This is a genomic window from Burkholderia sp. 3C (assembly GCF_054589155.1).
Map to the genome: position 1 here is coordinate 56,016 of NZ_BAAILN010000119.1, position 14,344 is coordinate 70,359.

Sequence of the window (14,344 nt, forward strand, 5' to 3'; positions counted from 1 at the left end):
GACTCCTTCGTATATACCGCTCGCATCGACGCGAGCGGACGCGATTACTGTTCGTTGCCGAACACGCTGTCGATATCGACCGGCTCGGCGGTCGGACGCACCCCGTCCGGCGTCTCGAGGATCGCGCTCAGGTAGTGCTCGGTGTTGCGCGGCTTGGCAGCCGGCATCGCCTGCACGCTTTTCACGGAGCGTCCCCAACCGGCCGCGTCCTTCACCAGCTTGCCGTCGCGCATCACGAAGCGGCCGCGCACCAGCGTGTGCAGCGGATAGCCCTTCACGGCGCGTCCGTGCCAGGGCGAAATCTTGCTGATGCTTTGCAACTGGTTCTGCGAGAGGATGCCGGTGCGATTCATGTCGACGATCGCGATGTCGGCATGCGCGCCCGGCGCGATGATGCCCTTCGGGCCATAGATGCCCCATGCCTTGGCCGGATTGACCGCGCTCCAGCGGACGTAATCCATCAAGGTGGCGCGCTCGCGATTGACCTCGGTCAGCATCAGGGCCATCTGCGTTTCGACGCCCGGGAAACCGCAGTCGCATTCCCAGATATTCGGCCGCGTTTTTTCTTCGGGCGAGTGCGGGGCATGGTCGGTGGCGATCATGTCGAGCGTGCCGTCCAGCAGCGCGTTCCAGAGCGGATCGTTGTTGCGCGCTTCGCGAATCGGCGGGTTCAGCCGCATGATGCCGCCGAGCTTGCTCATGTGATCGGTGTTCAGCAGAACGTATTGCGGACAGGTTTCCGCCGTCACGTCCACGCCGCGTGCCTTGAAATCGCGCAGCACGAACAGCGAATCGGCCGAGCTGTGATGCGCGATGTGCACTCGGGCGCCGGTCCACTCGGCCAGCGTCAGCACGCGCGTGATGGCCTCGATTTCGGCGACCGCGGGGCGCGCGGCCAGATGCGCCATGGCATCGATTCGGCCGGCGTCGCTCATGCGGTTCTGCCGACGAAACAGGATCGACGAGTTTTCCGCATGCACGACGGTGCGGATGCCGAGCGGTGCGAGCTTCTCGAACCCTTCGAGCAGGGCGCCATCGGTCGGCGCCGGCAGGTTGCCGAAGGTATTGCCCACGAACGCCTTGAAGCTCGTCACGCCGCCGTCGAGCAGCTCCTCGAGACGCTCCACGGTATCGTCGCCGAGCAGGCCGTGAATGCCGAAATCGACATACGACGATTCCGCCGCACGTTGCTTGATGCGCAGTGCCTCGAGCGTGCCGGTGGCCGGGTTGGTATTCGGCATTTCGAACACGGTGGTCACGCCGCCGCACGCGGCGGCCGCCGAACCGGTCTGCCAGGTTTCCTTGTGCGGATACCCCGGGTCTCGGAAATGCACATGGCTGTCGATCGCACCGGGCAGCAGATACAGCCCGTCGGCGCGCATTTCCTCGCGCGCGGATGGCATGACGTCGTCGTGTCCGACCGCAACGATGCGTTCGCCATCGATGGCGACGGATGCCTCGATGATCTGTTCAGGCGAAACGATCCGGGCACCGCGGATCACCAAATCGACTTGACTCATTTTGCTTCCCCTTAAAGCATGGCCCAACCGCCGTCCACCGGCAGGTCGATACCCGTGATCTGTCTGGATACATCGCTTGCGAGAAACAGGCAGGCGTGTGCCACGTCGTCGTCGGTCGATACGCGCTTCAGTGCGTAGTCCTCTGCATGCCGCAGCATGGCTTCCTCGACCGAAATGCCGTGAGCGCGCGCCATGTCCGCGCAGACCTTTTCGCGGAACCGCGGCCCGTCGACCATGCCGGGCGCCACGCAGTTGACGTTGATGTTGTGCGGGCCGGCTTCGAGCGCGAAGCTCTTGGTGATGCCGCGCAGGCCCCACTTCGATGCGGAATAGGCCATGCGTCCGGCGCGGCCGCGCATGCCGAAGGTTCCGCCGACGTTGATCACCTTGCCGTAATGACGCTCGATCATGGCGGGCATCACGGCGCGCACCACGTTGAATGCGCCGGTCATGTTCACGCGGACGATATCGTCGAATTCCGTTTCGGTGGTTTCCCAGCCTTTCTTGCCGATCGGGCCGGAGCCGCCGGCCACGTTGACCAGCACGTCGATCCGGCCGTAGGCGGCGAGCGCCTGCCGAGCCAGTGCGTCGGTGTCGGCGGCAACCGTGAGGTCGCACGCCACGACGATCGCTTCCGCGTCCATTGCACGCGCTTCGGCCGCCACCGGTTCGATCGCCGCGACGTCTCGACCGGTCAGCACCAGTCGTGCGCCTTCGGCCGCGAACGCCAGCGTCACCGCGCGCCCCATGCCTTTTGCCGGGCCGGTGATCACCACGACCTTGTCTTTCAGATTCAAATTCATACGCAATCCTGATTTATAGGTATCGGAGAAAATGCGCCGCCTTACATGGCCGACGGACGGTCGGCTCGGGGCGGGAGGAACTGGCCATCGAACACTTCGTTGGGCGCCGGGCTGCGCGGCAGCCTGGCGGCCTCGACGATGATCGAGATGTCGCGCTTCAGGCGTGCCTCGTCGACCGCGCCCAAACCGATACGGGCGATTTCGGGTGCACTCATGTCGTTATGCATCGTGGCCAACAGCTTTTCCTTCTCGACTTCGCGATTGAGCAGCGGCTCGCGCTTCATCACGGCGTCCACGCCTGCGTCCGGATTGGCGATCACGTCGCGGATTCCATGATTCAACGCGGCAAGGAACCCGCGCACGGCCTGCGGGTTCGACTTGACGAATGCGCGCGAGAAGAACACCGCATTCGAGTACAGGTCCATGCCGTAGTCGCCGTAACGGATGAAGCGCAGGTCGCGAGCCGGATTCACGCCCATCGCCTTGGCGCTGAACATGATCGTGGTCGTGAAGCCGAACACCGCATCGACCTGATCGCGCATCAGCATCTGCTCGCGCAGATTCGGCGCCATGTTCGTGATGTGGACCTTCGCGGCATCGACGCCTGCCAGCTTCGCGAACGCGGGGAACTGCTTCAGCGCGCCGTCGTTGGCGGGGGCGCCGACCGTCTTGCCTTCGAGATCCCTGGGCGTGTGGATCGGGCTGCCCGACTTGACCACGACCGTAAACGGCGGCGTGTTGTACAGCACGTCGACGGCGATCGGCGCCTGTGCCGGCTCTTTCGCCGCCAGTTCCACGAGCGCATTGAGATCGCCAAAACCGGCCTGATAGGCGCCGGCGGCAACCTTCGGGATCGACGCGCTCGAACCCTCGCCCTGGTCGAACTGGACATCGAGCCCCTGGGCCTTGAAATAGCCGCGATCCTGCGCGAGGAAGAACCAGGCTTGCGGGCCTTCGTATTTCCAGTTCAGGACCACCTTGATGGGCGTGTCCGCGCGGGCTTGCGCCGGCGCGGCGACCAGGGCGATGCCGAAGGCGGCGAAACCGGCGAGCATGCCTGCCGCGCTCAGGCGACGAATTTGACTCAACATGACGATGCGACTCCTAGCGTTGGGTCCGGCCGGGCAGGCCGGAAAGGGCTGCGATCAGGCTGTCGGCGCGGGCGACGAAGCCATGCAGTTGCTGAACGATGAAATGGATGGCCCGCGTGACATAGGCCGGCGAAGACGTGTTGCAGGCGTCCTCGAGCAGGATGCAGTCGTAGCCGATGAAGGCGGCGTCCTGCAGCGTGGAGAACACGCACCGGTCGGTATTGATTCCGACGAACAGCAGCGTGGTGATGCCGAGATTGCGCAATACCGAATCGAGTTCGTTGTCCCAGAAGCCGCTGAGTCGATGCTTTTCGACGCACATGTCCGACGCATCGACCGTCAACTCGTCGACGACTTGCGCGCCCCAGGCGCCACGAACGAGCGACGGTCCGCGATCGTTCGGCGACGCCTCCCCATAGCCGACGCCGTCGGCCGAGCGCTTGCCCTTGAAATGGATCGTGGCGCTCAGGTTGGCCAGATCCGCGCGAATCCCCCAGTTCAGCCACACCACGCGGCCCCCCGCACGACGCCAGGCGGGCAGCAGCTCAGCGATCACCGGGATCGGCTTTCTGGCTGCCTTCACGCTGACGCCTTTCTGCGCGAACCATCCTTCCGGGTGGCAAAAGTCGTTCTGCATATCGATCACGACGACTGCACTGCGCGCGACGTCGATCTCGAGGTTCTGGGGCGCGGCGTCGATCGTCAGCGGGCGCGGTTTCATCACGCGACGCACCAGGCTGGCCACCGAGCCGGATACGGTCCACGCGTTGTGCGCGGCGGGACCGAATATTGCGGCGTCGGAGGCATGATCCGTGCGCGGCATGGAGGGGGGCGATTTCTTTTTCATGCCACGTTCAATGCAGCATCTATGCCATACTTTGTCCACCAAAGTAGCCATTTAGGCACGATGGCGTTGCCGAAACGGCAACGGTTCGAGGCACTCCCAGTCGCACCGGGGCGGAGTATTCCCTGCGGCGGTCGTGTGTTTTGGCGGGGCTGCGGCAGTTTCGGCCGGTGCCGCTCAGGCGTTGGTTCGACGCAGGGCGCGAACCGAACCACGCCGCGCTCGCATACGGTGCCCCATTCCCGAAATGATGCGTGCCGCGCCCCGTCGCGGTGCGCTGCAGTTGACCTTCCGCATCTGGAGCACGCTTGCATGAATCATCTGCGTTTTCTCTCCTACGTCGACGAGGTCGCACGTACCGGCTCGGTCAGGCAGGCCTCGGAGCGGCTGCATGTGGCGCCGTCCGCCGTATTGAGGCGAATCCAGGATATCGAGGACGAACTCGGCACGCCGATTTTCGAGCGGTTGCCGCGCGGCATGCGGCTGACCGCGGCAGGCGAGCTGTTCATTCAGTACGTGCGCACGCGTCTGGCCGAGCTGGAGCGTGTGCGATCCGAGATCGAGGATCTCCAGGGCTTGCGCAGGGGGCTGGTGCGATTGACCGTGAGCCAGGCCGTGGCGTCGGCGTTTCTGCCGAAGATGGTTGCCTCGTTTCGCAAGCGTCACTCGCTGGTCGGGTTTCAGATTCGCGTGACGGATCACGTGCAGGCACTCAACGCGCTGCGGATGTTCGATACGGATCTCGCGCTGGTCTTCAACCTGTCGGACGAGCCCGATATCGAACGGATTGCCGAATTCGAGCAGCGGCTTTGCGTGATCATGCATCGCACGCATCCGCTGGCATCCGAAGCCGGGCCGATCCGGCTGCGCGATTGCGGCGACTATCCGCTGGTGATGCCGAATCGGGAAATCGGAGGCCGACAGCTGCTTGATCGATTTTTGTCGCGGCGCTCGTTCCGTCTTCACCCGGTGGTCGAATGCAACAGCTTCGAGTTCCTGCGCGGCTACCTGCATTACGAACAAGCGCTCAGCTTCCAGATCCACATCGGTGCCGGGAGCGAGAGCGGCGAATACGTGTCGCGCGATATCGAGGACCGCGGGTTTCCGAAAGGCACGCTGGCACTGGCGAGCCTGCGCGGGCGCCAGTTGCCCGTGATCGCCTATTCGTTCATCGAGCACCTGAAGCAGGGGCTCGAGGAGAGCGCGGCGCTGGCCCTCTAGATATTTCCGTCATTCACTACGATGAAGGCGCCGCCGATGAGCGGCGCCTTTTTCATTCTCCCGCCACACCCTGCCTGAAGAGCGCCCGCAGGCGACGCCTCCGCGATCGGTATGCGCTCCCGCGCCGATTCGACCGAAAACGATAATTCGAATCAAAAAAAGAAAAGGCGGCCGTTTCGGCATCGAGCCGTTGCCGAAACGGCAACCACGGCCATCGCCGCGCCGGGGCGAACCACGATTGGGTCGAACGCGCTTTGCGTTGCCGCGATGGCAACGCGCAGGTGCCGAAAAAGTGCCTGAGGCGATATTTTTTATCACTTAACGTGGCATCCGTCCGCGCAATACAGACCAGTTGAACGATGCACGGGCGCAGCAACCCATACCGAATTCCCGCCCGCCCCGGACTCAGCGACCCGACAAAATCATGAATCAGATTCCCTTCGAATTTAAATCAGTACACCTTATTCATATTGCGATGATTGCCGCGGCGCTCGTCGCGCCTGACTACGCGTTCGCGCAAAGCGCAACCGCAAGCGGTCAGGATACCGCCGCAACCGGCGACAGCTCGGCAGCCAGCGCCGCGAAGGATGCGCGCAAGAAGAAGGATGCCGCCGCGGCTGCCGCGGTGCAGACCCAGGCTGCCAGCAAGGGCGATACGCATGGCGCAACGCTCAGCCCGTCCCAGCCGGACGCGGCGGCCGAAACGTCCGCAGCGGCAAGCGTGTCCGACCACGGGAAGGAGGCACACAACGTCGGCGAGATGATCACGAAGGGAACGTTCTTCGGCAACATCCGCACCTTCTACTATGCGTCGCGCAACGCCTTTTTCTCGCCCGGCGCGAACCAGAACACGGTCAGCTACGGTGGCGAGCTTGGCTACGTGAGCGCGCCGCTCTACGGGTTCTCCGTGGGCGTGAGCGGCTATCTGCAGCGCGGCATCGGGCATTCCGACAACCCGAACCGCGTGGACAGCTATCTCGGCCCGAACCTCGCGACCTTGGGCGAGGCCTACGTCAAATGGGAGCACGACCAGGTGCAGGTCACGGTGGGCAATCAGGCGCTCAACGTGCCGTTTGCCTCGACGTACGATTGGCGCATTGCTCCGCAGTTGTATCAGGGCATCGATGCGAAATACGGCGACGCCGACAATTTCGTCACGGCCTTCAAGATGTTCCGGTTCAAGTCGTACACCGGCAACGGGTTCTCGCAGAAAACCAATTACGACGAAAGCTTCGACCCTTACGCCGGCATCGGCAATCCGACGACCAACGGTTTCTGGGGCGTGGGCGCGGCGCACAAGTTCGATCTCGATGTCGTCACGCTGCGTGCCCAGGGGTGGTATCAGACCTATCAGGACTACGCCGACCTGGCCTACGTCGAAGGGCAGGTGAGCCGCACCGGCGGGGCATGGAAGCCGTTCGCAGGCCTGCAGTACTTCCACGAGACCGGCGACGGGCGCGAGCTGCTCGGTCCCGTGGACAGCCAGGTGTACGGCATGCAGCTCGGCGTCAAGCACAACTCGATGACGTTGAGCTTCGGCTACGACTTCATCGCCCCGCATCGCAACGCTTATCTCAATGGCTCGCTGGTCACGCCGTATGCCCACGATGTGTCGGGCGGCCCGCTGTTTGCGCAGCCGTTCCTGACCAGCACGCAGGATCTCGGTGCCGGCAACGCCTATGCAATCGACATCAGCGGCGCACCGACCGGCAACTGGTTCATCGGCGCCCGCTATTCGTTCATGGATCTGAAGGCGAGTGCCGACGGCCCGAGCCTCGACGGGTCGGAATACCTTGCCTATGCGATCTACAACTTCAGCGGACAGCTGAAGGGGTTCAGTGCCGCCGACTTTTTCGCCGTGCAAACCTCCCCCGTCAAGGGCCGCACGTTCGTGCAGAACCGGCTGCAACTTCAGTACGCGTGGGGGCCGCAGATCTAGTCGAACCTGGTGAAAACCGTATTTCGAATTCACTCGCACCCTATGGAGGGAGGTCCTTCTCTCCATTGAAAAAAATCAACAAGAAAAATCATGAAAAATCGAATCAAGCTGTTGAATCTCTCGCTGCCGCTGATCGGTGCATGCTCGCTGCCCGCGCATGCCTCGGTGACGTTGTACGGACTCCTCGATACCTATGTCGGCTACACGAATGCCGATGGCAAGGGGGCCGCCACCGCGATGCAGAGCGGAGGTCTCGCGGCAAGCCGGATCGGCCTGCGCGGCGACGAGGACCTCGGCGGCGGCCTGCATGCGACGTTCAATCTGGAGAACGGCATTCAAACCAATTCGGGGGCGGCCGCCGACGCCTCGCGTGCATTCAATCGCAATGCATGGGTAGGACTCGCGAATCAGTATGGCGAAATCCGCTTCGGACGACAGAACCAGATTCAGCTGTACATGCTCGGGAAAATGGACGCCTTTGCGGGCGGCACGTACGGTTCGTTCCTGAACAACGCGGGGACTTACACGTTTCGCTTCGACAACATGATCACGTATTGGTCGCCATCGATATACGGTTTCAAGCTGAGCGCAGGTGTGAGCCTCGGTGGGCAGACCAGCCCGCATGACGGGCTCAATGCCTATCTCGTGTCGCTCGAATATTCGCGCGGCCCGCTTTATCTGGGTGCGAACCACGTAGAGCAGAACAGCACCGATGGACGGAATCTCACCAAAGCGACCTTCGCGGGCGGCAGCTATCAGTTCGGCAAGCTGACCGGGTATTTGGGCTACTACCGAGGCAACGTGCTTGGTTCGAATACCGCTACGAACGTGGCCGGGAAATACCACAGCGTGTACTCGGCCTCGGCCGCCTACAACTTCACGCCGGCGCTGAAGATCAGTGCAGGCGTGGGTTGGGCCCAGGACAGTTCCGGCGCGCACGACAACGCCGGCGAAGCGAGCCTCGGCGCGTTCTACTCGCTCAGCAAGCGCACGATGCTTTACGGCACGGTCGAGCGGCTGATCAACAAGCATGGCGCAACGTATGCGTTGCTGGCGAACGGCCCGATCACGTCCAATTCGCCTGCCGCGGGCGGGGGCGTAACGGGCGCTCAGATCGGGATCGTGCATTCGTTTTGATGCTTCGCGTGTCTTCGTGAGAGGCCTTGCTGCCTGGGTAGGGGCGTTGGTCCGGCAAATCACTTCCGGTATTGCGCCCCTCAACCGCGACCCTATGCGTCGCATCGCCATGCCTTCAAGGCTGACTGCCATCGAACCGTGCCGGACGGTGCTGTTTTTGAATGGCGGTGAGTGGACCTTTTGTAGTCGGCATGCGCGAGAGGGTGACTGCGCAATGAACATCGATATTCTTGATAGCGATACCTCGTTTTCCCCGTTACAGCGATCTGACGATAATTGAGGGTTTTCTGTAGAATGAGCCGCTCCAGGATTGTCGGCTCATTCTCTCGCCATGCATCGAATCGGACTCTTTGTTTGCAGTGGCCACGACCCTCTCGATCTGGGCGGCCCACTGTCGGCTTTCAATCAGGTAGCCACGGCAGCTGGCCATACTCCGTACGATCTTCATGTCATCTCGCATGCCGGAGGCCCGGTTCGTGGCAATACGGGTCTTGTGATCGAGACCAAGCCGGCCGGAAGGCGCGCGTTCGATACCGTCATTTTCGTGGGCGGTGATATCGATCCCATGCAGACGCAGGAGAACATCGCGGCCGCCAGGAAATTGAGCGCCAAGGCCTCGCGGGTGGCGAGCGTTTGTACGGGGGCGTTTCTGCTGGCGGAAACCGGCTTGCTGGACGGGTTGAAAGCAACCACGCACTGGCGATACGCTGCGCTGCTGCAGTCGCGTTTTCCTCGCACCCGGGTCGAGAGCGACAGTATCTATATCGCCGACGGCCGCATCTGGACGTCGGCGGGCATTGCTTCGGGAATCGACCTGGCGCTCGGTTTGATTGAACGAGATATGGGCGCCGAAGTGGCGCGCGGTGTCTCCCGGCTTCTGGTGGTGGCGTATCGTCGGCCGGGCGGCCAATCCCAGTTCTCCGCCATGTCGCAGATGGAACCGGAGTCGGACCGCATTCGCATTGCCCTGAACTTCGCGAGAGAACACCTGGCTGAAGCGCTACCGGTGGAGCGGCTCGCCGAGGTCGCCAGGTTGAGCCCGCGACAGTTCGGACGAGCATTTCGCCGGGAAACCGGCGAGACACCTGCCAAAGCGGTCGAACGCTTGCGCGTGGAAGCCGCGCGGCTGCGCCTGCAGGATGGTAGCGAACCGATCGAAAAAATTGCGCTCGCCGTGGGATTCACGGATCCGGAGCGGATGCGGCGGGCTTTCATCAAACTGCATGGCCACCCTCCGCAGGCGATCCGGCGCGAGAGCCGATCGAACGGTGCGCGTTGATCGAGCGCCAGCCTTGTGGCGCTCGTGCCATTTAACTCGCTGTATCGCCGGCCGCTCGACCGCCATCGGATTTCCGGGCGGGGGAGTCATTCCACATGTCGCGATGCAATTTCCACGTGCCGCCTTGCTTCAGAAAGAGCAGGGTCTGCTTGCCGCGATAGATGAGCTTCCCGTCGTGATCACGGACTTCCGCATCCGAGACTTCCGTTACGCTCCGGTCGTTGCCGTAGAACTCTTCATGGCTGAACGATACGGTGCCGGGTTTTGTCCCGGAATACCCCTTGACGAAGTACGCGGCAATCGCGCTGCCCCCCGTCACCCTGTCGCCGCCGGGCGGCATGAGTGCACCATCGGCGGTGTACAGGCGGCCTATCGCCTGATAATCCCCTCGCGCAAAGGCATCCGCCCATCGCGCGTTTTCGGCCTTGATGGCCGCTTCGGTTCGAGGCTGCGGGCCATCCGCCATTGCCGGCGCGGCAAACGCGAAAAATGAAAAGCAGGCTGCAGAAGCAGCAGCAAAGCGGCGAATCTGTTGCATGTGAGAATTTCCGTTCAGGGTTTAAATCGATGGGGCTGGGCGGGATTGGGCAAGCGATGCCGAAGGTGGAGCGATCGATACTCGCGCAGGGCTCCACCGGCATTGCCTGCGGGCATTTCAGCGAACGCCCGGGATTCGCGCGAGTCCTTTGAATGCACCGGGCAGTTCCTTGTCGACCATCGCGACGACTTCCGGCCGTGCGTCTCGGGGATGACCGGAATGGAACGGCGGAGCGGGGTCGTATTCGATCGCGAGTTGCGTGAATTCGGCAGCCTGTTGGCCGCGCAGCTTCGCCGCGACGCGCAGTGCGAAATCGATGCCCGCCGTCACGCCACCGCCGCTCATGAAGCGGCCGTTGTCGTCTTCCACGAATCGATCCGGCACGGGGATCGCGCCATATTCGGACAGCTTGTTGACGAAGGCCCAATGGCAGGCGCTTCGCTTGCCATTGAGAATGCCCGTCGCGGCGAGCACCAGCGAGCCGTTGCACACGGACGTCACGTGTTTGGCGCTTTCCGCCAGACGCCGGATTTGCGCCTGATACGCGGGCCGCATCGGCGCCGTCAAATCGGAGCCGCCGGGAACCAGAATCAGGTCGGTCTTCTCGATATCGGCCAGCCGCTCGGTTTTGCCATACACCACCCCGAATTCGAGCGTGACGTTGCCGCCATCGAGGCTCGCATAGCGAACGTGGGTATTGGGCAAGCGGTGAAAAATCTCGCTGGGGCCGGCGAAATCGAGCAGCGTCCCGCCGTCGTAATTGACGATCAAAATATTGAGCGGGTCGTTCGGAGCCAGTTCCGCCCGGCCGGCTGCCTGCGCGAGAGCGGGCGCGGTGTGGCCAAGCAGGGCCGTGCCACCCAGCACGGCGCCCAGCGTGGCGATGCTGCCGAACTTGAGCATCTCGCGGCGCGAACGACCTGATCCGGTGAGCGATTTTCCGGATTCCTTATTTTTTTCGCTATGGTTGGTCAAAATCATTTCTCCTTGCGCTTCGGCCCCTCGGTGCGTGCAGTCAGGTTGGGCCGGATTGAAAGTCACCACCACGAACAAGCGTGGTGGACAGGGAATCAAGGTATGGATGAACCCTGGGGAGGACGGACAGGGCTCTTGAATCGAAAAACGCAGGCTTAAAGCTGCGAGGCGCCACCATCGACAATCAGTTCGCTGCCGACGACGTAGGACGATTCGTCGCTCGCGAGATAGAGCGCCGCGTAGGCAATGTCTTCTGCCTTGCCCATATGCCCAACCGGGATGCTCTTCGCGAATTCGCTCTTGAAGTGGCGGACGTCCTCGTTCGACATCCCCCACTTGCCGAGCAGAGGCGTGTCCATGCCACCCGGCGCGATCGCGTTGAACCGGATCTTGCGATCGAGAAACTCGTAGGACCAACTACGGGCAAGCGAGCGTACGGCGGCCTTCGCTGCCGCGGTCAGCGATATGCCGTGCTTGCCGGTCTGGGCGACGAACGATGTATTGAGAATGACCGAGGCGCCCTCTCGCAAGTTCGGCAGTACCGCTTTGAGCGTGTACACGACGCCCTTGACGTTGATATCCATGATCTCGCTGTAGAGATCGTCGTCGATGTCGCCGAGTGCGGAGGGGAAGGCCCAGCCGGCGTTGGCGAACACGACATCCAGGCCGTCGAACTTTTCCTGTACTTCGGCGGCAATGGCCCGCATGTCCTCGATCGAGCGGACATCGCCCTTGAGAACCAACGCGTTCTCGCCAAGCTCGGCCTTCGCGCGCTCCAGTGCGGCAGCATCGCGGCCCGTCACCGCGACCCGAGCGCCTTCTGCGATGAAAAGCCTGGCGGTCGCGAGACCGATGCCGCTGGTGCCGCCCGTAATCAAAGCCGACTTGTTTTTAAGCCTCATCTTCGCTTCCTTTGTTTGCTCGAAATTGATCGAACCGGAAGCACAAGACGCCATCGCGTTTGTGCTGGTGTTCCGGCTTGATGCCTGCGCAAATTATGGAACCTGGATGGAATGGCTCAAAGGTCGTATAACCCTCAAAAAAAGTCACTACGGGGCGGCGTCGTCAGGTCGGCGGGCGCACGTATGCCCGGTTCGGGCCGCCCTCGGTCAGGACCGTCGTTGCACCCTTGTCGTTGCGTGGTTTGCCTGCTTCAGGTGGCTAGGGAGTGCCGGGCGGATAGCCGAGATGATGGTTCATCTCCTTACACATTCATCGAGTCGAGAGTAGTCGCGCCGGTCGGCTGCGGGTCGAAACAGGCCAACCGGTTGCCCTCGCCAAGGGCTCTTATTGATACTGTCATGATAGTATCAATAAGAAATTCGCTTACCTAACCAATGGCGGCCAACGAGACAATCTATTCCGTCGAATCCGGCTGCAGGGCGGGCTGGCCCCGAGCAATTCAACGCGACTGCCGTAACGTTCGTGGTCAGTCTGGCCGTGTTCATGGCGACACTGGACATGTTTGTCGTCAACGTCGCGCTGGACTCGATCGGCAGCCAAATGGGCAATGTGCCGCTCAACGTGTCGGCCTGAGCTTTCCGAACCTGTTTGCCGTCGGGGTGTCGGGGCTTGCACCCGATCAGGCCTCCACCGGTAGCGCCGTGCTGTCGGTCAGCCGATTTTTCGGCACGACGCTCGGCACGAGCCTATTGGTCATGGCGCTCGCGTTGCCGTCGCCGTCCTTCGCGCTGGCCTTCCTGGCCGCCGGCACCTTGGCGTTCGTCGCGGTATTTTTGGTGTGATGTCGCTCGGCAGCGGTTCGTCGAGCGGCATTCCTGATTGTCTCAGTTGAATAGGAGGTCCTCATGTCTGAACATGGATTTGCAACCCGGACATCGTTTGAAGGTGTACGGATAAGCTGGAATACCCACGCCTCGCACAAGCACGTAATGGAAAACATACGAAGCGCTTGCGGCCGCGCCACAATACCCGACTTGGCACAGTTGGCGTCCCGAGCCGCAACCGCCGACGATTTCGCGCAGGCCGTCGAAGCGAAACATGTCGGCACGAGCGGGTTCATGATCTTCGCCGAAATCGACCATGCGAGCTGGTTGCGTGTTTATGGCTATCGGCGGGCACTGACACGCGTGATTCTCGGCAATCCGCTCATTGCGATCACGATGATGCAGCACGACATGTCGGCGGGGCTGTTCGCGCCGGTCGAGCTGTTGGTGTCGGAATGCGCTGACGGTGCGGCGCAAATCACGTATGTGCAGCCATCGACGCTCATCGCGATAGACGATCAACCACTGCTGAAGCAGGCGGCGCAAGCACTCGACGAGAAACTCGCCGACCTTGTGAGCATCGCGCTGATCAACCACGGATAGCGATTTCCGGTCGTCCCGGATCGATAGGCGACATCCATTACAATACCGGCCGCCAGGCGGTAGCTGTCGGCTCGCATACCGACGGCGCACTCGCCGCGCCGTGCGGGATTCTGTCCGCCGTCGTGGATGGCCTATTTGACGGGAGCCGATATGAAGCGAAAGAGCTTTGCCGATATGGACTGCGCGGTTGCACTGGCGTTGGAGCAGGTTGGCGAGTGGTGGAGCCTGTTGATAATACGCGACGCATTACAGGGTTCGACGCGCTTCGAACAGTTCCGCGACAGCCTGGACATTTCGCCTACCGTCCTGTCGAAACGTCTCTCGGACCTGGTCGATGCAGGGCTGCTGGAACGTTATCGGGATTCGCCGGAAGCCGGGCGGGATGCGTACCGCGTGACAGCGAAGGGCCGGGACCTTTCTCCGGTGCTGATCGCCTTGTTCGCATGGGGGAGACGCCACGTCAAAGGCCACCGCTGGGGTATCGATTTCGTCGATCGGGAAACCGGCAAGGCGGTCGATCCCATGCTGATCGATCGCAATACAGGCAAGGCGATCAGTCGCAACGATCACGCGTTCGTTCCCGGGCGATATCCTTCCGAGGCGACGCTCAAGCGGTTGAAACCGCTCGAGCGTTGAGCGCAGCGTCACGTCGCGTCGCGCCATGAAC

14 protein-coding genes are annotated in these 14,344 nt (G+C 62.3%); 7 read left to right on the plus strand and 7 right to left on the minus strand.

The features are described 5' to 3' along the window. Positions 1-44: 44 nt before the first annotated feature. The 4 genes from ACYP33_RS23490 to ACYP33_RS23505 are packed head-to-tail and all read right to left on the minus strand — an operon-like array spanning position 45 to position 4,261. Complete coding sequence (locus tag ACYP33_RS23490; protein WP_459624132.1) at positions 45-1,520, minus strand: dihydroorotase; 1,476 nt, start codon at positions 1,518-1,520, stop codon at positions 45-47. Positions 1,521-1,531: 11 nt separating this feature from the next. Next, a complete protein-coding gene (locus tag ACYP33_RS23495; protein ID WP_459624133.1) occupies positions 1,532-2,323 on the minus strand; it encodes an SDR family NAD(P)-dependent oxidoreductase in 792 nt (263 codons plus the stop codon). Between the two features lie 41 nt (positions 2,324-2,364). Continuing rightward, on the minus strand, positions 2,365-3,414 hold the full coding sequence (locus ACYP33_RS23500) for an ABC transporter substrate-binding protein (RefSeq protein WP_459624134.1): 1,050 nt from the start codon (positions 3,412-3,414) through the stop codon (positions 2,365-2,367). Positions 3,415-3,427: 13 nt separating this feature from the next. Further along, a complete protein-coding gene (locus tag ACYP33_RS23505) occupies positions 3,428-4,261 on the minus strand; it encodes a cysteine hydrolase family protein (RefSeq protein WP_459624135.1) in 834 nt (277 codons plus the stop codon). Between the two features lie 60 nt (positions 4,262-4,321). Between ACYP33_RS23505 and ACYP33_RS23510 the strand changes: the two genes are divergently transcribed. From ACYP33_RS23510 to ACYP33_RS23525, 4 genes are all read left to right on the plus strand, one after another. Further along, positions 4,322-5,479, plus strand: coding sequence for a LysR family transcriptional regulator (locus ACYP33_RS23510; protein ID WP_459624136.1), 1,158 nt, complete (start codon positions 4,322-4,324; stop codon positions 5,477-5,479). A 424-nt stretch (positions 5,480-5,903) separates the two neighbouring features. Further along, a complete protein-coding gene (locus ACYP33_RS23515) occupies positions 5,904-7,418 on the plus strand; it encodes an OprD family outer membrane porin (RefSeq protein WP_459624137.1) in 1,515 nt (504 codons plus the stop codon). A gap of 90 nt (positions 7,419-7,508) precedes the next feature. Continuing rightward, positions 7,509-8,555, plus strand: a complete 1,047-nt coding sequence (locus ACYP33_RS23520; protein ID WP_414439791.1) for a porin — start codon at positions 7,509-7,511, stop codon at positions 8,553-8,555. Between the two features lie 331 nt (positions 8,556-8,886). Further along, positions 8,887-9,834, plus strand: a complete 948-nt coding sequence (locus tag ACYP33_RS23525; protein WP_459624138.1) for a GlxA family transcriptional regulator — start codon at positions 8,887-8,889, stop codon at positions 9,832-9,834. 31 nt (positions 9,835-9,865) lie between these two features. Here ACYP33_RS23525 and ACYP33_RS23530 read toward each other — a convergent pair whose 3' ends face one another. The 3 genes from ACYP33_RS23530 to ACYP33_RS23540 all read right to left on the minus strand — a co-directional run bounded on the left by ACYP33_RS23530 (position 9,866) and on the right by ACYP33_RS23540 (position 12,249). Beyond that, on the minus strand, positions 9,866-10,372 hold the full coding sequence (locus tag ACYP33_RS23530; protein WP_459624139.1) for a YybH family protein: 507 nt from the start codon (positions 10,370-10,372) through the stop codon (positions 9,866-9,868). 117 nt (positions 10,373-10,489) lie between these two features. After that, entirely contained in the window at positions 10,490-11,353 is an 864-nt protein-coding gene (locus ACYP33_RS23535) for a DJ-1/PfpI family protein (protein ID WP_459624140.1), read from the minus strand. A gap of 149 nt (positions 11,354-11,502) precedes the next feature. Further along, positions 11,503-12,249 carry an SDR family oxidoreductase gene (locus ACYP33_RS23540; protein ID WP_459624141.1) on the minus strand — a complete coding sequence of 249 codons (747 nt, stop codon included), beginning with the start codon at positions 12,247-12,249 and terminating at the stop codon, positions 11,503-11,505. Between the two features lie 702 nt (positions 12,250-12,951). Here ACYP33_RS23540 and ACYP33_RS23545 point away from each other — a divergent pair. The 3 genes from ACYP33_RS23545 (at position 12,952) to ACYP33_RS23555 (ending at position 14,313) form a co-directional block, all read left to right on the plus strand. After that, positions 12,952-13,092, plus strand: a complete 141-nt coding sequence (locus tag ACYP33_RS23545) for a hypothetical protein (RefSeq protein WP_459624142.1) — start codon at positions 12,952-12,954, stop codon at positions 13,090-13,092. Between the two features lie 63 nt (positions 13,093-13,155). Further along, complete coding sequence (locus ACYP33_RS23550; RefSeq protein ID WP_459624143.1) at positions 13,156-13,677, plus strand: DUF302 domain-containing protein; 522 nt, start codon at positions 13,156-13,158, stop codon at positions 13,675-13,677. Positions 13,678-13,827: 150 nt separating this feature from the next. After that, the gene (locus tag ACYP33_RS23555) at positions 13,828-14,313 is read left to right on the plus strand and encodes a winged helix-turn-helix transcriptional regulator (RefSeq protein ID WP_414447074.1); all 486 of its coding nucleotides are present in this window, start codon (positions 13,828-13,830) and stop codon (positions 14,311-14,313) included. Positions 14,314-14,344: the final 31 nt, after the last annotated feature.